This window comes from Pandoraea sp. PE-S2T-3 (assembly GCF_002179965.1).
Taxonomy (GTDB): Bacteria; Pseudomonadota; Gammaproteobacteria; order Burkholderiales; family Burkholderiaceae; genus Pandoraea.
On record NZ_NGUQ01000033.1, the window covers coordinates 124,078 to 144,195 of the forward strand.

A 20,118-nucleotide genomic window follows, 5' to 3' on the forward strand; every position below is an offset into this window, starting at 1 on the left:
TCGGCTTACTTGCTCAGCGCGCTCTTGTACTGCCACACGAGGTTGGCAAACGGCATATCCAGATCGGCATAGACCTGCGCGGCCTTGGGATCGTCGTTGCCGTGCAGCATTTCCACGCCAGCGGTGGCGTAGTCGGTGACGGGAATGCCCGCGCCAGCCAGTCGTTGCAGGCCGACCGTGCGCTTCGCATCGGTGAACGTGCCCGAGGCATCCAGCACGACACGCGGATCGTAGCCCGCCGCCTTGAGCGACAGTGCCGGGAACGTGGCACAGACTTCCAGCGACACACCCGCAATCAGCACCTGCTTGCGGCCGGTCTTCTCGATAGCGGCACGCACGTTGGGATCGTCCCACGCGTTGATCGACGTCCGGGCAATCACCGGCACGCCCGGCAACGCGGCGGTCAGTTCAGGGATGGTCGGGCCCCACATGCCGTCGGGCACGGTGGCCGTCATGATGACCGGGATACCGAGCGTCTTCGCGGCCTTGGCCAGCGCCACGACGTTGTGCTTGAGCTGGCCGACGTCCATGTCACGCACACCGGTGAACAAGCCGATCTGATGATCGACCAGCACCAGCACGGTGTTATCACGCGAGAGCAGCGAGTACGGCGCGCCTGAGGGGGCTACCGCGTTAGCGGCGCTGGTGGCATTGGCGACAGGGGCCGCGTTAGCGGTATTCGCCGTCACTGCGGAAGTGGTGGCAACGGCAACGGCGAGCGCAGCGGCTTTCAGGAGAGGATTGGTTTTCATGGTCTTTGGGGAAACGTAGGCATCTGGATCTGGAAAAGGCCCGGCACGTCTGCACCTGTGCGCCGCTGCCTGACTGTCCGGTGCCCATCGGCGCCGGTTGAAATGAATCATATTTATGCAACGACAATAGATAAATATGTCATTTGACAACCCATCGTTGCATGCATTGAACGATGAACATTACCCACGCCTACCTGCGGATGCCCGATGAATCCCGTTTCTGTCGATTTGAATGACCTCTATCTGTTTGCGCAGGTCGTTGAGCAGCATGGATTTACGGCGGCGGGAGACCGGCTCGGCATCAGCAAGTCGCGAATTTCCCGCCGCATTACCGATCTGGAAGCCAACCTTGGTGTACGGCTGCTCCATCGCACCTCCCGGCGGCTGAGTCTGACCGACGCCGGGCAGGACCTCTACGAACACTGCAAGGCCATGATCGCGGAGGCCCGCGCGGGTGAGGATGCGGTTCGGCAGCGCACCGTAGAGCCGTCAGGGCTCGTGCGCGTCAGCATGCCGGTCGTCGTGACCGACATCGTGCTCGCCAAGCTGCTGCCCCGCTTCATGCAGCAGTACCCCAAGGTCAGGCTGGCCGTGCAGGCCAGTAACCGGCAGGTGGATCTCATCGAAGAAAACGTCGATGTCGTCGTGCGGGGGATGGCGGTAGAAGTGGAGTCATCGAGTCTGGTGCAGGCCCCGTTGTGCACGGTGCACTGGGGGCTGGTCGCGAGCCCCGCCTATCTGGCGCGTCACCCGGCGATCGATCGTCCGGACGCGCTGCCGCACGGCGACCTGATGGTCTACGCGTCGATCAACGAGCCGGTCACATCTTTGCGACTGATCGGCTCGGACGGCACCGTCACCACGCCGATCGCTCACACGCGGCTGCAAAGCGACAACATTGCCGCGCTGAAGGAAGCCGCTTTGGCCGGCATGGGCATCGCCAGCATGCCGTTGTATGCGTGTGCCAACGAAATGGACGCGGGTCTGTTGCAGGGGGTGTTGCCGGAATGGCGCTCGCGGGAAGGCCGCCTCGCCATCCTGTTCCCCACGCGGCGAGGCATGATGCCCGCCGTGCGTGCGCTGGTCGATTTTCTGAAAGAGGCGCTGCCGCCGCTACTGCGGTAAGGCATAAGCGGCAGGAAGCAGCGCCCGTGCGATCACGTCGCCGTATTGGCCGCTTCCCCCGCCAATGCCTGATCGACGAGTGCCTGCGCTTCACTCAGCAATTGCTGCAAGTGGCTGTCGCCCAGAAAGCTCTCTGCATAGATCTTGTAGATGCTCTCGGTGCCCGAAGGACGCGCCGCGAACCAGCCATGATCGGTGATCACTTTCAGCCCGCCGATCGGCGCATCGTTGCCGGGGGCGCGCGTGAGGATCGCGTTGATAGGCTCGCCTGCCAGCCGTGTCGAATGGATCTGCCCGGGCGACAACGCCGCGAGGCGGGCTTTCTGCGTCGGCGTGGCGCTTGCCTCGCGACGCGCTTCGACCGGAGCACCGAGCGTTTCGGTGAGCTTCACGTAAAGCTCACCGGGGTCGCGCCCGGTGCGGGCCGTCATCTCACCGGCCAGTAACGCCGGAATCAAGCCATCCTTGTCGGTGGTCCAAACGGTGCCGTCCCGGCGCAGAAAACTCGCCCCTGCACTCTCCTCGCCTGCGACTGCCAGCGAGCCGTCGAGAAGCCCGGGTGCGAACCACTTGAATCCGACCGGGACTTCGTAAAGCCGCCGCCCGAGCTTCGCCGCCAGACGATCGATCAACTGGCTGCCGACGACCGTCTTGCCGATTGCCGCGCTGGCCGGCCAGTCCGGGCGCTCGGCGAACAGGTACTGAACCAGCACCGAGAAATAATGGTTGGGCGGCAGCAGACCGACGCTCGGCGCCACAATGCCGTGGCGGTCGTGATCGGTATCGCACGCGAACGCCACGTCGAATTTGTCCTTCTGCGCGATGAGGCGCTGCATCGCGTAATGCGACGACGGGTCCATTCGAATCTGCCCGTCCCAATCGGCCGGCATGAAGCGGAACGTCGGGTCGACCGTCTGGCGCGTGACCGAGAGATTCAGGTCGTAACGATCGGCGATGGCCTGCCAGTAATGCACCCCCGCACCGCCCATCGGATCGACACCCATGTGAATGCCGCTATCGCGCAGCAACGTCATGTCGACGACGTGACGCAAATCGTCGACATAGCTATTCACGAAATCGTAGCCGTGTGTCGTTGACGCGCGCATCGCCTTGTCGAAACTGACGCGAGGCAGCGTGCGCAGCCCGTCGCGCAGCAGATCGTTGGCTTGCGACTCGATCCAGCCGGTGATTTCGGACGACGCCGGGCCGCCATTCGGCGGGTTGTACTTGATGCCGCCGTTATCAGGCGGATTGTGCGACGGCGTGATGACCACGCCATCGGCAAAGCCGGCCGTGCGCCCGACGTTATGCGTCAGGATCGCGTGAGAGACAGCGGGCGTCGGCGTGTATTCGCCGCCAGCGGCCACCATGACCTCGACGCCGTTGCCGGCGAACACTTCCATCGCACTGGCGAACGCGGGTTCCGACAGCGCATGGGTATCAATACCGAGGAACAACGGCCCGTCGATGCCGTGCGCGCTGCGATAGCGGCAGATCGCCTGACACACGGCGAGCACATGGGTTTCGTTGAAGGTCGCGAGCGACGACACGCCGCGATGGCCCGACGTGCCGAACGCCACGCGCTGCGCGGCCACTTCCGGGTCTGGGATTCGCACGTAGTACGCCGTGACCAGCCGGGCGATATTGACGAGATGGTCCGGCGACAACGTCTTGCCGGCGAACGGACTGTCCGGCGGACTCGTCTGCGTCGGCATTAACACATCATTCATGGTGTTTTTCCTGAGATATTGGCGGGCAAGCGAGGCTTGACGCCATGGTTCATGATCTGCGCCTTGGCGGCGGCGACGACGTGGGTGACATCGAAGCCGAAATGGCGCGCGAGCGCTTCACGCGGCGCCGACATGCCGAAAGTGTGCAGCCCCAGAATGGCGCCGTCGATTCCGGTGTAGCGCTCCCATCCGAACGCGGACGCTTCTTCGACGGCCACGCGTGCTGCGAGCCCTGGCGGCAGCACGCTATCGTGATACGCCTGCGACTGGCTTTCGAACACCTCCCACGACGGCATGCTGACCACACGCGCCAGAATGCCTTCACGCCGGAGTTCGTCGTAGGCAGCCACGCATAATGCCACTTCGCTGCCCGAGGCCAGCAGCAATACGTCAGGCGTCGCGTCTTCCAGACCGGCGTCAACGCAGGCGTCGATCAACACATAGGCGCCGCGCGAGACCCCGCTGGCGCTGGCGTAGCGGGTGCGGTCCAGCACGGGCAACGGCTGGCGCGTCAGGGCCAGACAGACCGGCGTGTGCCGTAGCGTCATGATGAATCGCCACGCTTCGACCACTTCGCCGGCATCGGCCGGGCGCATGACGATCATGCCCGGCATCGCGCGTAGTGACGCCAACTGCTCTACTGGCTGATGCGTCGGTCCGTCCTCTCCGAGACTGATGGAGTCGTGCGTCCAGATGGTGATGAGCGGCAATTCCATCATGGCGCCCAGCCGCAACGCGGCCCGGCAGTAATCGGTGAAGATGAGAAAGCTGGATACGAACGGGCGCAGCAACGACAGACTCATGCCATTGGCAATGGCGCACATGGCGTGCTCGCGCACGCCGAAATGAAAATTCCTGCCGGCATATGTGCCGCCGTCATCCGGCGCAGGCGGCTGAAAATCGCCGGCACCGTCGAAGGTCAGCCGAGTGAGCGTCGAGGGCGACAGATCGGCCGCGCCGCCGATCAGCCACGGCACACGTGCGGCAATGGCATTGAGCACCTGCCCCGATACGGCACGCGTGGCGATGTCGGGCGCCGGCGCATCGAAAGTGGGTAGCGACGCGTCCCAGTCATCGGGCAACTTGCGGGCGCTCATTGTCGCCAGCGCGTCAGCCAGATCGGGATACTGGGCACGGTAGGCCGCGGACTGTGCGGCCCATGCGGCGTACGCCTCGGCGCCACGGCGACCGAAGTTGTCGCGCAAGTGTTCAGCGACCCCATCCGGTATGTCGAACTGCTTATCCGGATCCATCCCGTAGAACTGTTTGGCCAGCCGGACTTCGGCCTCGCCCAGCGGCTCACCATGTGCTTCGCGCGTGTCTTGCCGGTGCGGTGCGCCGTAGCCGATATGGCTTTGCACGACGATGAGGGTTGGCGCGTCGTCCGTATCGAGAAAACGTTGATACGCCGCGCTCAACTGCACGAGGTCGTTCGCGTCGCTCACTTGTTCCACACGCCAGCCGTAGGCGATAAACCTTGCCGCGACATCTTCAGTGAATGCCAGTCGCGTCGAGCCTTCGATGGTGATGTGGTTGTCGTCGTAGATCCAGCATAAGTTGGCCAGCTTCAGGTGCCCCGCCAGCGATGCCGCTTCCGCGCCCAGCCCCTCCATCATGTCGCCATCGCCACAAAGCGCGTAGACGTTATGGTCGAACAACGCAAACCCGGGGCGATCGTAGGTGGCACTGAGCCACCGCTGCGAGATCGCCATGCCGACACTGGTGGCAATGCCCTGCCCCAGCGGCCCGGTGGTGGTTTCCACGCCGGTCGTCCAACCGTACTCGGGGTGCCCGGTGCAATGGCTGCCCGCCTGACGGAATGTCTTCAGGTCCTGCATCGTGATGGCCAGACCCTCGTACGTTTGCGGTGTCGGCGCGTCGGGGTCTTCCCCCTGCACGCCGCAAAGGTGCAGCAGACTGTAGAGCAACGCACAGGCGTGACCGTTGGAGAGTACGAAGCGGTCTCGATTGGGCCAGTGGGGATGTTCAGGGTCGTAGCGCAGAAATCGTTGCCACAGGCAGTAGAGCGTCGGGGCCGCATCCATGGGCGTGCCCGGATGCCCCGACTGCGCCTTTTGCACCGCATCGATCGAAAGCGTGCGCAGCGTGTTGATGCACAACAGGTCGGGATCTTGTTGTTGTATGACTGACGGCTCCATCGAATCACCCCGCAAAGGAAATCGACTAGCGTGAGCGTGCGGCCACCGGCGCGGTGCTGACGTGTAGCGCAGAGAAGTCCTCTGCCAGCAGGTCACCGATGCGCTCGATGGTGATGTCCGGCGGGTCGTAGCGGGCGAGCGCCTCTGCATCGAGCGCGTAGTGCCCCTGACGCGGGAACACCGTCGTCAGCCGATCGCCCCAGACACCCTTCATGATCGACAACAACCGCAACTTGTCGTCCACCATGACATAGCGCCGCGCCGGGAAGTCTTTCTCGATGGCGTCGAGCATCAGTTCCTTGTGCACATAAATGCGCACCCGCCCTTCGACGGCATCCCAGAAGCCGGCACGCGCGATCTTGCGCGGCTGAAAGACAGCGTCACCATCCGACACGATGACGGTCGGCCCCCAACGTTGCAGATGCGCGATGACCGCCAGTGCGCTCGGATACCGGAGCGTCTCGAAGGGATAGTCCAGCAGGAACGCCGACATCGACAGCATGCGCGGGTCGTTGATGTCTTCGAGTCGAAAACACTGAAGCGCGCCAAGGTAGTCGACGTAGCCGATCTGCAAGCGCAGCGATTCGAGAATCGAGAAATAGCGCGCGCACATCGCATCGTCAAACGACTCGGTCAGGCGCGTTTTCAGGTCGGCCAGAAAGCGATCGTTGTCCAGCAGGGTGTTATCGACGTCAAGCAGAAAAACGACGTCATGTGGCGCGCTCATCATGCGATTCCTCGATTGGCCCTTTCAGGCGCCTTTTGCCGGCGGCGACGATGGTGAAGGCGTCGCAGCGGCCGCTTCCGCATGGCCGCCAAACTCCTGCCGCATGGCCGACAGCACTTGGTTCGCAAAACCGGCCTGCCCCCGCGAACTGAAGCGCGAGAACAGGGCTGCACTGAGCACCGGTGCCGGTACGGCTTCGTCGATGGCGGCTTCCAGCGTCCAGCGGCCTTCGCCCGAATCCGAGACGTGTCCGGTGAACTGGTCCAGTGCAGGGTCTTTGCGCAACGCGTTGGCAATCCGGTCGAGCAGCCACGAGTCGATCACACTGCCGTGCCGCCACACTTCGGCAATCTCGGGCAGCGCAAAGTCGTACTGGTAGTACTCGGGATTTCGCAGCGGCGTCGTCTCGGCACCGACCTCGTGCGTGTGCTTGCCGATGCCCGCCTGCTTGAGGATGTTCAGGCCCTCGGCGATGGCGGCCATCATGCCGTACTCGATACCGTTGTGGACCATCTTCACGAAATGCCCCGCACCATGCAGGCCGCAATAGAGATAGCCGTATTCGGCCGTGGCGCTATCGTCGTCCCGCGCGTGTCCATTGGGCGGCGGCGTGACATTTGCCGCGCCCGGGCCGCCGTTTCCGCCCGGCGCAAGGGCACGAAAGATCGGCGTCAGGTAGGTCACGATGTCGTGTTCGCCACCGATCATCAGACAGTAGCCGCGCGTCAGACCGGCGATACCGCCGCTGGTGCCGACGTCGACAAAGTGAACGTTCTTTTCGGCGAGTTCGGCGCCGCGCCGAATCCCGTCGCGAAAGCTGGAGTTGCCGCCATCGATGACGATGTCGCCCGGCGAGAGCATCGGCGTCAGTTCTGCAAGCGTCGCTTCGACGGCGCCCGCCGGCACCATCAACCAGAGAATGCGAGGCGCTTTCAACGTCGACATCATCGCGTCGAGCGAGTCTGCGCCGGTGGCACCCTCGGCTTGCAATGCCGCCACCGCCGCGGGGCGCACATCATGAACTACACATTGATGACCGTGGCGTGTCAAACGACGCACAAGGTCTGCGCCCATACGCCCCAATCCAATCATGCCGACTTGCATAGCGTTCCTCCTGTCGTTGATCAAGCGAGTGAAGATGCCGAGTGCTGCAATGATGACGTTGGTATTCGGCTAACCAGCGTGGCCTTCGCGGCGTTCGCGGCGTTCGCGGCAATATCGAATCAGTGCGCGGCTGGAACTGTCGAGCGCGGGTGCCACCGAGCCGTTGAGCGCTGCCAGCGTGCGCTCGGCCAACGATTTTCCTAACTCTACGCCCCATTGGTCGAAAGCGTCGATATGCCAGATTGTGCTCTGGGTGAACACACTGTGTTCATAGAGCGCCACCAGCGCACCCAGTGTGGCGGGATCGAGCACATCGGCCAGCAGGGTATTGGTTGGCCGGTTCCCTTCGAACACGCGATGCGGCACCAGCCAGTCCGGCACGCCCTCGGCCCACACCTCGTCGTTGGTCTTGCCGAACGCCAGCGCTTCGGTCTGCGCGAACAGATTCGCCAGCAGCAGTTCCTGATGATTGCCGATCGGATGCGTGGCCCGGCAAAATCCGATGAAATCGCACGGCACCATGCGTGTGCCCTGATGCAGCAGCTGATGGAACGAATGTTGGCCGTTGGTCCCCGGTTCGCCCCAGTAGATCGGGCCGGTCTGGTAATCGACGGGCGCACCGTCGAGCGTCACGTGCTTGCCGTTGCTCTCCATGGTCAGTTGCTGCAAGTACGCCGGAAAGCGCTGCATGTCGTGCGCATAGGGCAGCACAGCAGCGGTTTGTGCGTCAAAGAAGTTGTTGTACCAGACGGACAACAACCCCATGAGCACGGGCAGGTTTTGCGACAGCGGCGCCGTGCGGAAGTGTTGATCCATGGCGTGAAAGCCACCGAGCATCGACCGGAAATTCTCAGGCCCCACCGCGAGCATGGTCGACAAGCCGATGGCCGAGTCCATCGAGTACCGGCCGCCGTCCCAGTCCCACAGCCCGAACAACTGCCGGGCGTCGATGCCGAACTTCGCGGCGGCTTCGACATTGGTCGACACCGCGACAAAATGCCGGGCCACCGCGCGCTCGTCGCCCAGCGAGCGCACGATCCATTCGCGCGCAGTGGCCGCGTTGGTCAGTGTTTCCTTCGTGCGAAAGGTCTTCGAGCAAACGATAAAGAGCGTTTCGGCGGCATCGAGATCCTGCGTGGCTTCGAGAAAGTCGCTGCCATCCACGTTCGAGATGAAGCGGAACACCATCTCCGGCGACGCGTATTGCCGCAGTGCGTGATAGGCCATTACCGGGCCGAGATCCGACCCACCGATCCCGATATTCACAACGTTACGTATGCGTTTCCCTGAGTAGCCGCGCCATTCACCGCGATGCACGGCCGAGGTGAACGCGCTCATCCGGTCGAGCACTGCGTGCACGTCTGCCACGACATCACGGCCATCGAGCAGGATCGCCTGCGTGCGCGGTGCGCGCAAGGCGATATGCAGCGCCGCACGGTCCTCGCTGACGTTGATTTTCTGCCCGGTGAACATCGCTTCGATTTGCCGGGGCACCCCGCAGGCGTTTGCGAGCGAGACGAGCAGCTCGATCGTCTCGGCGGTGATCAGGTTCTTGGAATAGTCGAGGTACAACCCGCAGGCTTGCAGCGAAAAACGCTCCCCTCGGGTGGCATCGGCCGAGAACAGTTGGCGCAAATGCACCCGCCGCATTCGCTCGACGTGTTGCGTCAGGGCATGCCACGCAGGTAACTCGGTCAGCTTTGCCTTCAACTCGGGGCGTCCGGTGTTGGTATAGGTGTCTTCGCTCATGAAGTTTTGCGTTCTCACTGCGTTGAAGTTTCGGACTGCGTCGTTGGGTTCACGCGCGCCCCCACGGGCGATAACGAACGGGAAGACGCCTGCATCGAGCCTCTCCGATTCGACACGCGTCGTCGGTCCGCTGGCGTACGCACATCGCCATGAGGCCTGTCCGTCCGCTAGCGGACGGACATCCCGGCGAAGCCAGCGGATAAAGGGCGGATGCCCTTTTCACCGAAAGGGGCCGTTGCTTGCCGCTCCGGAGACGTCAATATGTGGGAATTGCCGCGCATCTCGCGCTTTATGGGCGCGAATCATGCAGCCAACGACTTCGGTCCCTCAGAGTCACCGATTCGGGCGGAACTGTTCAGCCGTGAACGGCTTGAACAACACGCCGTCAGTCTTGCCCACGCCCAGCGAATCTCGCTGCGCGCCCCCAATGCACGAGCCCTCGCCTCTCGCGCCGCTGACAATGAGCGCGTGCTGCGCCATTGTTACGACGCCACCGCGCAAGCCACCTTGCGCCGCCGCTCGATCACGCCCGCCGCAGAGTGGCTGCTCGACAACTTCCGAGCTGTATCCGGCCAATTCACCGAAGTTCGCCACGGGCTTGGCGCGCGCTCCTATCGCAACCTGCCGCAGTTGCTCGATGGTCCACTCAGGGGCTATCCGCGCATCTACGGCGTGATGTGGGCGTTTGTGGCGCACACCGACAGCCGGTTCGACCCCACGCTGCTGCGTTGCTTTGTGCTGGCTTATCAGAAGGTCGAACCGCTGACCATGGCCGAGCTATGGGCCATGCCACTCACCCTGCGCGCGGTGATGATCGAAAACCTGCGGCGCCTGAGTGTTCACGTCACACGCACGCAAGCCAGCCGCGAAGCCGCCGACAAGTACGCCGACGACCTGCTGGCCCTCGACGGCCGCATACCGCAGGCGGCAGGCCCGCCAGTCACTAGCCAACCGCGCTTTGTCGAACCGTTCGAACCCGCCTTTGCCGTGCAGTTGATCCAGCGTTTGCGCTATCAGGACACTTCGCTGCAATGGCTCAACGAGCAGCTGGCGCGGCAGGGGCATTCGTCGGACGATGTGGTACAGGCGGAGCACGCCAGTCAGGCGGCGGCCAACATGTCGGTGCGCAACCTTGTCGGCAGCTTGCGCGACATGCGCTCGTTCGACTGGCAGCCGCTGTTCGAGGACGTGAGTCTTGTCGACGCGCAGTTGCGCCGCAACCCCGGCTACGCCGAGATGGACTTCGCAACACGCGACCAATATCGGCATGAGATCGAGACACTGGCCGCGCGTTCGCCGCTCGCCGAGCTGGCCGTTGCCGACGCGCTGAATGCCAAGGCAGCCGCCGCCGCGCACGCGATTGCACACCCGACGACACGTCCGCCGAATGGGCTCGATCACGCAACCGATAGCCATGACATGCAACGGCGCGCCGATCCGGGCTATTACCTGCTGGCAGCGGGGCGACGCGAGTTCGAGCGCGAAATCGGCTATCGGGTGCCGTTCGCGCAACGCTGTCTTCGCGCCTACACCTCACGCGGTTCGGCGCTCTACATCGCCTCGATCGTCGGCTTGAGCGCGTTGATTCTGGTCAACCCGCTGTGGCTGAGCCATCAGGCCGGCGTAAGCGTACTCGGCCTGCTGCTGCTCGCCATCTTCGCCGCCATCCCTGCCTCCGATCTGGCCGTCATGGCGATCGATCAAATACTGACCAAGTTGATCGTGCCGCGCCATCTGCCCCGCATGGAGCTCGCGCAGGGGGTTCCTTCAACGCTGAAGACCTTCGTCGTGGTGCCCACGTTGCTGACGAACGAAGCGGGTATCAACGAGCAAGTCGATCAGCTCGAACTGCACTACCTCGCCAATGCGGCGGGCGACGTCTACTTTGCCCTGCTCTCCGACTGGAAAGACGCCGATTCGGAACATCTTGAGAGCGACCTGCCCTTGCTGACGGCCGCGAGTGAGCGTGTCGCGATGCTCAACGCGCGGTATGCGCATGTGAGTGGCAACTCGCCGCGATTCTTCCTGTTCCATCGCCGCCGGCTGTGGAACGAAGCCCAGCGCAAGTGGCTCGCTTGGGAGCGCAAGCGCGGCAAGCTCCACGAGTTCAATCGACTGTTGCGGGGCGCCACCGACACATCGTTTGTCGATATCGACGGCGTGCCGCCTCAAGCCCCCGCTGACGTGCGCTACGTCATCACCCTCGACAGCGACACGCGGCTGCCGATCGATGCGGTGCGCCAACTGGTCGGCACTGCCGCCCATCCACTCAATCGACCGGGGATCGACCCGGTGACGCGTCGTGTCGTCGAAGGCTACGGCGTACTTCAGCCGCGCATTACGCCGTCGTTGCCGACGCTTCACGAAGGGTCCGTCTATCAGCGCTTGTTTTCCGGGCCCTGCGGTATCGATCCGTATGCCGGTGCGGTGTCGAATGTCTATCAGGACCTGCTTGGCGAAGGCAGCTACATCGGCAAGGGGCTTTACGACGTCGACGCGTTCGAAACGTCGCTTACGGGCAGAATCCCGGAGAACACCATTCTCAGCCACGACCTGTTCGAGGGTATCTTCGCGCGCTGCGGGCTGGTGACTGATATCGAATTGTTCGAAGACTTCCCGTCGAACGCGCAGGTCGCTGCCGCTCGACTCCACCGCTGGATACGCGGTGACTGGCAACTGTTGCCGTGGTTGTTCGGTACGAACGGCGAGAAGTTGCCTGCCGTCGGGCGCTGGAAGATGCTGGATAACCTGCGGCGCTCACTGTCGGCGCCCGCAATGCTCGGCACGCTGCTCTGCGGCTGGATGTTGACGAATGCGCCGGTCGGCGTATGGACGAGTCTGGTGTTGCTTGCCATCAGCGCCCCCGCGATCGTGATGATCGGTCACGGCCTGTTTCCGGGCGAGCGCGGCATTTCGCTGCGCAGTCATTGGCGGGCAGTGGGACGCGACGTGCTCTGGGCCATCGGCCACACGGCCATCGTGGTCACCATGCTGGCCAACCACGCGTGGCTTGCGGCCGACGCCATCGCGCGCACCCTCTACCGCTTGCTGATCTCGCGCCGGCGTCTGCTGGAATGGGTCACGGCGGCGCAGACCAAGTTGCTGGCCGGGCGCTCGGTCGGTGAGTTTTTCTGGTCATTGCGCGGTGCCATCGTCATCACCGGGCTGGCCGCTGCGGCCGTGGCGTACTGGCGGCCGCACAGTCTGTTCATCGCCGCGCCTTTTCTGCTGGCGTGGGCAGTCTCGCCGCTGATCGCGCAGTGGATCAGCCACGCTGCGTGGCTAAAGCCGCTGCCCCGGCTTGCTGCCAGCGACTTGCCTGCCATGCGCATGGCCGGCCGGCGAATCTGGCGCTTCTTCGCCACGTTCGTGAACGATGCCGAACACCATCTGCCGCCGGACAACTTTCAGGAAGACCCGCTGCCCGTCGTCGCGCATCGCAGTTCGCCGACCAACTTCGGCCTCTATCTGCTGTCGGTGCTGTCGGCACGCGACTTCGGCTGGATCGGCACGATGGAGGCCATCGAACGGCTGGAGGCGACGCTGGGCACCTTGGCGCAGTTGCCCCGCTACCGGGGACATTTCTTCAACTGGTACGACACGCAAACGCTTGAGCCCCTGCTGCCGCAATACGTGTCGACCGTCGACAGCGGCAATCTGGCGGCCCATCTGCTGGCCGTCATGGGCGGCTGTGCCGACATGGCCCGGCAACCGGTCTGTTCGACGACCCAGCTCGATGGGGTGCGCGATGCCGCCCGGCTGCTGCGCGACGCCATCGACCGCGAGCGTGACGACCGGCGCACGCTCACCGTCAATCGCAGCCAGTTGATCGAAGGGCTCGATGCGCTCGAACAAACGCTGATCGCACCGTCCGGTCCTACTGCAACGGCCGCGCCATCGATGCCCCCGGTTGCCGCGACGGAAGACTGGCGCTGGCGCTGGCATCTGCTGGATTCGCTGGCGACCACGCTGGTCGATCTGGCCCAGACCTTCGCGCAGGAACGCGGGGACGCCGCGCACAGCGAGGTGCTCGCGTGGGCGAATGCCATCCGCGCCGACGTCAGCAGCCATCTACGCGACCTGCCGCTGCATGCGCCGCCCGTTACAGAGGGTGCCACCGATGACAAAGACGAGGCCACCGCCGCCAAGCCGGTCGACACTACCGCGCGTGCAGCCATCGACGCGCGATTGAGTGCGGTGTCGCAGATGGCGCGCAAACTCTTCGACGAGATGGAGTTCCGGTTCCTGTTCGACACCGACCGCCGGCTGTTTGCCATCGGCTTTCGGGTGCACGAAGTCGAACTCGACAATTCGTACTACGACCTGCTGGCTTCCGAAGCCCACCTGACGAGCTTTATCGCCATAGCGAAAGGCGACGTGCCGGCCACCCACTGGTTCCGGCTGGGACGCAGCATGATCCCGTACGGCCGGTCGGCAGTGCTGATGTCGTGGTCGGGATCGATGTTCGAATACCTGATGCCTTCGCTGGTGATGCAATACCCGAGGCACAGCCTGCTGGACCTGAGTTGCGAATTGGCCGTCGCGTGCCAGCGGGCGTATGGCCGCGAGCGCGATGTACCTTGGGGCATCTCGGAGTCCGCCTACAACGTGCGCGACCGCTCCCTGACCTATCAATATGCGGCGTTCGGCGTGCCGGAACTGGCGCTCAAGCGAGGCCTTGCGCAGAATCTGGTCATCGCGCCCTATGCCACAGCCCTCGCGGCCATGTTTGACGCACCCCACGCCGTGACCAACTTTCAGCGCCTCGACGCGGTCGGCGGTCGTGGCGTCTACGGCTATTACGACGCGGTCGACTACACGCCCTCACGACTGCCGCAAAACTGCACCGCTGTACCTGTTCGCACTTACATGGCCCATCACCAAGGCATGGCGCTGGTGGCGCTGGCCAACGTGTTGCTCGGCGGCGTCATGCGTCAGCGCTTTCATCGACAGCCGCTGGTGCATGCCACCGACCTCCTGCTGCATGAGGCCAACCCGCGAGAAATCGGCGTCGTCGACCTCACACCCGATGTGGCCGATACCGTGCGCGCCGCGCAGACGACCGTGCCGGTCGTGCGGCGATATCAGTCGGCCAATCAGGCCATCCCGTCGACTCACCTGCTGTCCAACGGCGAGTACTCGGTAATGGTCACCACGGCGGGCTCGGGCTACAGCCTCTGTGCCGACCTCGCCGTGACGCGCTGGCGCGAAGACCCGACCTGCGATGCGTGGGGCAGTCACCTGTTTCTGCGCGATACCGCGAGCGGCGAAGTGTGGTCCGCCGCGTTTCAGCCGCTGGGCCTCGAGCCAGAACGCTACGAAGTCTCGTTCTCCGAAGACCGTGCCTGCATTGTTCGTCAGGAAGGCTCGATCGTCACATCGTTGGAGATCATGGTTTCGCCCGAAGACAACGCCGAGATCCGGCGTCTGTCGATTACCAACGCCGGCGCCGACAGCCACGAAATCGAAGTGACCTCCTATGCCGAAGTCGTGCTCGCGCCAATGGCGACCGACGCGGCGCATCCGGCCTTCTCCAACTTGTTTGTCCAGACGGAATATTTGCCTGAAGTGCATGGGCTGGTGGCCATGCGACGCCCGCGCAGCAGCGCGGACACCCCCGTCTGGGCCGCACACGTGCTGGCCAGCGCGACACCGGGCGATAACGTGGGCTATGAGACCGATCGGGTCTGCTTCCTCGGGCGCGGGCGTTCGATCCGCAATGCCGTTGCCATCATGGACGGCCGGCCGCTGTCGAATACCGTCGGCTCGGTGCTCGACCCGATTTTCAGCCTGCGCAAGCGCGTCACCATCGCGGCTGGCGCGACCGAACATATCGTCTTTGCCACGATGGTGGCCGACTCGCAGGACGCCATCCGCGATCTGACCGACAAGTACCACGACCCCGCCTGCTTCGAGCGCGCCTCGACGCTCGCGTGGACACAGGGTCAGGTCAACCTGCATCACCTGGGCATCACCGCCGACGAAGCCCACCTCTTCCAGTACCTCGCCAATCGCGTGCTTTACTCCGACCCCGTGATGCGCCCCGGCGGCGATCTGCTCAAGCGCAACACGCTGAGCGTGCAGGCGCTATGGAAGTTCAGCATCTCCGGCGACCTGCCGATCGTGCTGGTGCGGGTGGACGACATGGATGACCGCGACACGGTCAGACAACTGCTGCGCGCGCATGAGTACTGGCAAGGCAAGGGGCTTCCGGTCGATCTGGTGATCCTGAACGAGCGCAAGGTGTCTTACATTCAAGAGTTGCAAGGCGCGCTGCAAACGATGGTGAGCGGCGCGCAAGTGACACCGGCGCCCGGTTCGCGCCATGGCGGCATCTTCGTGCTTCGCGCCGATGCAATGGCGCCCGACGAGCTGACGTTGTTGCTCAGTACCGCACGCGCCGTGCTGGCGGGTGCCAAGCAGGGCAGCCTTGAGGAACAGGTGGTGCGTATGCGCCGCGTCGAGAGCCGCCGCGTCGTGCCCGTCGCCCACCTTCATGCGCAACGTGAACAAGACGTCGACGACGCCCCCGCCGCTCTGCCGGTGCTGGAGTGTTTCAACGGGCTGGGCGGCTTCGCCGAACAAGGTGCGGAATACGTCACCGTGCTGGGCCGGGGCCAGCGCACGCCGGCGCCATGGATCAACATTGTGGCCAACCCGCATTTCGGCTTTCAGGTCTCCGAGTCGGGGGCCGGCTACACGTGGGCAGAGAACAGTCACGAGAATCAACTGACGACATGGTCGAACGACCCGGTCGCGGACCCTTGCAGCGAAGCGTTCTATCTGCGCGACGACGAAAGCGGCGAGTTGTGGACGCCGACGGCGTTGCCGATTCGGCTGGAAAACACGCGATACATCGCAGCCCACGGCCACGGCTACAGCCGCTTCGAGCACACTGCGCATGGCATCAGAAGCGAGTTGACGCAGTTTGTCAGTTGGCACGACCCGGTCAAGCTCTCGGTGCTCACGCTCGAGAACCGGTCACGGCATCATCGCAAGTTGTCGGTGACGGGCTATGTGGAATGGGTGCTTGGCAGCGATCGTGCCGCCAATGCCCCGTTCATCGTGACCGAGATCGACCCGGCAACCGGCGCCATGCTGGCAAGCAATCGCCGCAATGCCGAGTTTGGTGAGCGCGTCGCGTTTATCGACTGGCTGGGCAAACAAACCGGCTGGACCGGGGATCGAACGGAGTTCATCGGCCGTAACGGCAATCTTTCGCAGCCGGTGGCACTCACGCCGGCGGTGTCATTGAGCAACTGGACCGGCGCGGGTCTCGACCCGTGTGGCGCGCTACTCACGCAGGTCTCACTGGCACCGGGGGAGCGCGTGCAACTGACGTTCATGCTGGGTCAGGCCGCCGATCGCGACTCGGCGCGTCAATGGATCCAGCAGTATCGCCGGCAGTCGCCGCTCGACGTGCTGGCCGACGCCAAGACGCAGTGGCACGACATCCTGACCCAACTGCAAGTGGAGACCCCCGATCGCAGCGCCGATCTGATGGTGAACGGGTGGCTCCTGTATCAGGTCATCGCGTGCCGTATGTGGGCGCGCACGGCGTTCTATCAGGCGAGCGGGGCTTACGGATTTCGCGACCAGCTTCAGGATTCCATGGCGCTGACGCTCACTCGCCCCGACCTGACACGCGCCCACTTGCTGAAAGCGGCGGCGCATCAATTCGCCGAGGGCGATGTGCAGCACTGGTGGCATCCGCCGGCGGATCGGGGGGTGCGCACCCACATCTCCGACGATCGGCTATGGCTCCCTTACGTGCTGGCGCACTACCTCGACCAGACCGGAGATGTTGCCGTACTCGATGAACACGTGCCGTATCTGGAGGGACCACCGGTCCCGGCAGACGATGAGAACGCGTACTTTGCACCGACCGTGAGCTCGGTAACCGGCAGCTTGTTCGAACATTGCGAGCGCGCCATCGAATGCAGCCTGACCACGGGAACGCATGGTTTGCCGTTGATCGGTGGCGGCGACTGGAACGACGGGCTGAACCGCGTGGGTTATCAAGGCAAGGGCGAAAGCATCTGGCTCGGCTGGTTTCTGTACGCCACGCTGAGCGCATTCGCCCCCATCGCCGACGCGCGCGGTGCGACGCTCGCCGCCAAACGGTGGCGTGAGCACGCCCGCAAGCTGAAAGCGGCGTTGAACAACGGCGCTTGGGACGGCGCATGGTATCTGCGTGCGTATTTCGACGACGGCACGCCGCTGGGCAGAGCCGGTGACGCCGAGTGCCGTATCGACTCCATCGCACAAAGCTGGAGCGTGATTTCCGGCGCCGGTGAAGCCGAACGTCAGCGACGTGCGATGGAATCGGTCGAGCACTATCTGGTGCGCTCCGGCGACGATCTGGTGTTGCTGCTGACGCCTCCGTTCGACAAAACACCGCTAGACCCGGGGTATATCAAGGGTTACGTGCCCGGTGTGCGGGAGAACGGCGGCCAGTACACTCATGCGGCCGCATGGTGCATGATCGCGCACGCCATGCTTGGCGACGGCGATCGGGCGAGCGAGATGTTCAAGATGCTCAACCCGATCAACCATGCGAGCACCCGCGCGGGTGTGCATGCCTACAAGGTAGAGCCCTACGTGATGGCGGGCGATGTCTATGCCGCCCCCGCCCACGTGCGGCGCGGCGGATGGACGTGGTACACGGGTTCCGCCGGATGGATGTATCGCGGCGCGGTGGAGTTCATCCTCGGCGTGAAAAAGCACGGCGAGTCGTTGACGCTCGCCCCTTGCATCCCGCACGAGTGGCGGCAATTCCGACTCACTTACCGGCATGGCAAGTCGCGCTATCTCGTAACGTTCACGAACCCGCACGGGGTGACACAGGGGATTGCGTCGATCGACGTTGACGGTGAGCGACTGCCGCCGGGGTCGAAACGCGTCGCCTTGGTCGACGACGGGCGTGAGCACACTGTCAGCGTCGTGATGGGGGCGGTGAGTTGAATCGCCCTCCCCCCTGACGCCAACTTGCCCGCCCCTCGATCAGGGCACCAGTACGATTTTCGAACCGATCTTGTTGCGCGCCATTTCGAACCCGTCGATGGCTTGCGCCAGCGGCAGCCGGTGCGTGACCATCGGAGCGAGCGCGGCGTGGTTTTCCACCAGAAAATCACGCACTTCCTGCCACGTCGCGCGCGTCGCCCGGTACGTCCCGCGAATTTGGTGACGCTGGCGTACGAGCTTCGCGCCATCGAAGCTGATCGGTTCGCCGTGGATGCCACAGACCACGAACACGCCCGACGGTCGCAACACGTCCAGCCCGGCTTGCACTGCCGCGCCAACGCCCGTCGCCTCGATGACGATGTCGTATTCGCTCTCGCCGAGTAGCGTGCGCATCGCCCCTTCTGGGGCGCCGTCGAGATCTAACGTGGCGTCGATACCCAGCGCACGGGCCGTCGCGAGACGTTCCGCATCGTTATGGCCGACGATCGCCACGCGGGCACCGCGCGCCTTCGCCAGCACCGCAATCGCCTGACCGATCGTGCCCGGGCCCATGACCAGCACACGGTCACCGGCTTGCACTTCCGCCGTCTTGACCGCCGACATCCCGATGGACAGCGGCTCTGCCAGCGACGCAACACCGGCATCTAGCCCGGACGGCAGCGTCAGGCAGTTGCGCGCGGGCACGCGCACACGGCTGGCAAATGCGCCGTCGCGCATCATGCCGATGCCTCGGCGTTCGCGACAGTCATCGACGCGCCCGGAGACGCAGTATTCACACACGCCGCATTCGACCGAGGGAATGACAACGACCGCATCGCCGGTACGCAGCGTATCGACTTCCGCACCGAGTGTGGCAACACGGCCCGCAAACTCGTGACCCAGCGTCACCGGGAAGGCGGATCGAAGGAAGTCGTAGCCACCCGACCAGTCGTAGATGTGCACATCGCTGCCGCATATGCCGGCGGCCGTCACGTCGACGATGACATCGAGCGCACCGGGCTGTTCGGGTTCGGGAACGTCACGCCATTCAAGGCCGAAGGCGGCGGTCGTTTTCTGAAGGGCTTTCATCGGGGGGACTCCATCAATCTTGTTGTCTTGCGTCGCCGCACGCGCTTACCGTGTGCGGCGCAGCGACGCGTCGACGTCATCGTGGCCGATCGCAAAGATCAGCGAATACACATCGACGGCAGGCGGCGCCAACACCGGCAACGTGTCGGCAGCGAGCGACGCAATGCGTTCGCGCAATGCCTCTGCCGCCGCAATATCCTCCGTCTCGACAAGCAGCACGTGCGTGGGCATATTGGACGCCGTCCAATGGGCAAAGGCGTTCGGTTGTGCGTCGAAGACTTCGCCCAGATGAGCGGCGACGGCACCGTCCAGCGCGGCACACGCCTCCAGCAAGGGCGAGATGGCGGGTAGCGGCGACGACACCGGGGAACCTGCTTGCAGGCGAACACACGCCACTGCCCCGCCGGTGCCCCCGCCCACGGACCCTAGCGTCCGGCAAGGCGCACGCAGCACGTTCGTCAAGGTCGAGCGCATGTTGGCCGACCACGGCGTCGGCTCGTCGATCACGTTCAGGTACGCCATCGAACGAAAGACTTCGGGCGACACCGCGCCGTAGGCGGTGAAATACTCCCGTTGTCCCGGCTGCGCATGCCGATAGCGCCGCCCCTCGATAAAGCCGTCGATGCCGACGCGCTCCGGCACGTGCTCGCGCGTGTGCCAGCGGTTGTATTCCTGCGCATGCTGCGGCGTGACGTCGTTCCAGAGAGCGAGAAACGCCGGACCGGGAAATGCCATGAGTC

10 protein-coding genes are annotated in these 20,118 nt (G+C 64.1%); 2 read left to right on the forward strand and 8 right to left on the reverse strand.

The features are described from left to right. Window positions 1-5: 5 nt before the first annotated feature. Window positions 6-752 carry an isochorismatase family protein gene (locus tag CDV46_RS19475; RefSeq protein WP_087688541.1) on the reverse strand — a complete coding sequence of 249 codons (747 nt, stop codon included), beginning with the start codon at window positions 750-752 and terminating at the stop codon, window positions 6-8. 207 nt (window positions 753-959) lie between these two features. Between CDV46_RS19475 and CDV46_RS19480 the strand changes: the two genes are divergently transcribed. Next, entirely contained in the window at window positions 960-1,877 is a 918-nt protein-coding gene (locus tag CDV46_RS19480) for a LysR substrate-binding domain-containing protein (RefSeq protein ID WP_087724361.1), read from the forward strand. A gap of 32 nt (window positions 1,878-1,909) precedes the next feature. Here the strand turns inward: CDV46_RS19480 and pgm are convergent, their stop codons facing one another. The 5 genes from pgm to pgi form a co-directional block, all read right to left on the reverse strand. Next, window positions 1,910-3,607: a phosphoglucomutase (alpha-D-glucose-1,6-bisphosphate-dependent) gene (pgm, locus tag CDV46_RS19485; RefSeq protein ID WP_254916130.1), complete on the reverse strand. Its 1,698-nt coding sequence runs from the start codon at window positions 3,605-3,607 to the stop codon at window positions 1,910-1,912. Then, window positions 3,604-5,766 carry a transketolase gene (gene tkt, locus CDV46_RS19490; RefSeq protein ID WP_087724363.1) on the reverse strand — a complete coding sequence of 721 codons (2,163 nt, stop codon included), beginning with the start codon at window positions 5,764-5,766 and terminating at the stop codon, window positions 3,604-3,606. The genes pgm and tkt overlap by 4 nt, the downstream gene beginning before the upstream one ends. Before the next feature lie 25 nt (window positions 5,767-5,791). After that, window positions 5,792-6,493, reverse strand: coding sequence for an HAD family hydrolase (locus CDV46_RS19495; protein WP_087724365.1), 702 nt, complete (start codon window positions 6,491-6,493; stop codon window positions 5,792-5,794). Between the two features lie 24 nt (window positions 6,494-6,517). Then, the gene (gene gnd / locus CDV46_RS19500; protein ID WP_087724367.1) at window positions 6,518-7,597 is read right to left on the reverse strand and encodes a phosphogluconate dehydrogenase (NAD(+)-dependent, decarboxylating); all 1,080 of its coding nucleotides are present in this window, start codon (window positions 7,595-7,597) and stop codon (window positions 6,518-6,520) included. A 69-nt stretch (window positions 7,598-7,666) separates the two neighbouring features. Then, complete coding sequence (gene pgi / locus CDV46_RS19505; protein ID WP_087724370.1) at window positions 7,667-9,346, reverse strand: glucose-6-phosphate isomerase; 1,680 nt, start codon at window positions 9,344-9,346, stop codon at window positions 7,667-7,669. A gap of 261 nt (window positions 9,347-9,607) precedes the next feature. Between pgi and CDV46_RS19510 the strand changes: the two genes are divergently transcribed. Further along, the gene (locus tag CDV46_RS19510; protein WP_176399124.1) at window positions 9,608-18,310 is read left to right on the forward strand and encodes a GH36-type glycosyl hydrolase domain-containing protein; all 8,703 of its coding nucleotides are present in this window, start codon (window positions 9,608-9,610) and stop codon (window positions 18,308-18,310) included. A gap of 39 nt (window positions 18,311-18,349) precedes the next feature. Here CDV46_RS19510 and CDV46_RS19515 read toward each other — a convergent pair whose 3' ends face one another. Next, complete coding sequence (locus CDV46_RS19515; protein ID WP_087688548.1) at window positions 18,350-19,378, reverse strand: zinc-dependent alcohol dehydrogenase; 1,029 nt, start codon at window positions 19,376-19,378, stop codon at window positions 18,350-18,352. 45 nt (window positions 19,379-19,423) lie between these two features. Continuing rightward, window positions 19,424-20,113 carry a DUF4286 family protein gene (locus CDV46_RS19520; protein WP_087724372.1) on the reverse strand — a complete coding sequence of 230 codons (690 nt, stop codon included), beginning with the start codon at window positions 20,111-20,113 and terminating at the stop codon, window positions 19,424-19,426. Between the last annotated feature and the right edge of the window lie 5 nt (window positions 20,114-20,118).